At 75.2% G+C, this 906-nt stretch carries 1 protein-coding gene and 1 pseudogene; both read right to left on the bottom strand.

The window, feature by feature from the left end:
• Positions 1-174, bottom strand: a pseudogene (locus tag AC27KI_RS25995) (phosphatidylglycerophosphatase A); the annotation flags it as partial.
• On the bottom strand, positions 171-906 hold a 736-nt coding region (locus AC27KI_RS25990), incomplete at its 5' end, for a DUF4139 domain-containing protein (RefSeq protein WP_487116725.1). The pseudogene AC27KI_RS25995 and the gene AC27KI_RS25990, both read right to left, overlap by 4 nt.

Genomic DNA, 906 nt, shown 5'->3' with positions numbered 1-906 from the left:
CACCAGATAGGCCAGCCACGCCCACAGCGTGCCCACGGTGCCGGGTGCCTTGGGCGACAGGCCGGCGCCGAAGCCCAGGGCGATCCAGTGCGCCGGGTGCGACCGCATGAAGGCGGCGGTCGCGCGGCGCGGTGCGGCGGCGGGCATGGCAGGGCCGAAGGGGGCGGCGTTCATTCGCGCTCCCTCAGCGCGATCTCTTTCGGGTAGCGCACGGTGTGCGTGGCCGTGAAGCGCGCGGTGGCGCCGGCGGCCAGCGGCTGCTGCCAGGCGATGGTGCCGGGCGTGCGGTTCCAGGCCGTGTCCTGCGGCGCGGGCGTGTAGCGGGATTCGACCTCGATCTTCTCGTTGCGCGAGACCGGCGCTGCGTCCAGCACCTGCAGCGCGATGGGCCGGGCGTGGCGGTTTTCCACGCGGTAGGCGCGATCGGTGCGGCGCTCGGTGCGCCCGCCGGTAAAGCCGGCGCTGCCGGTGGTCTCCTGCGGCGGCTCGGCCTGCACGATCACCTGGTCGTCGGCCCCGAACCACAGGGTGGCCCTGCCGCCGGCCGTGGCGTCCTGCGCGAAGTCCAGCGTGTCGTTGCCGATGAAGGCGCCATCGCGATACAGCCCCACGGGCCCTGCCGGCCAGGCGCCCGGCGGCGGCGCGATCTCGGCCACGAGATAGGCCGTCTCCTGCCGGGTGGGCACGGCGCGCGTGAGCAGCGTGGCGGCCGCGTTGTGCGTGCCCAGGCCCAGCGTGGTGCGCTGGCCGTTGGAGGGCACGGTGATGCGCTGGGGCACGGCGAACTGCGTGGCGTAGGTGCCGGCGAACGCGGTGACGTCGAAGCTGGGCGGCTCGGCTTCCTCGGCCACGCTGGCCGGCGCGGCCATCGCAGCGGGTGCCGCCGGTGCGGGCAGGCGGGCCATG

It is taken from the genome of Acidovorax sp. KPB24-03 (assembly GCF_057546605.1).
This window is presented reverse-complemented; position numbering and strand designations above follow the sequence as displayed.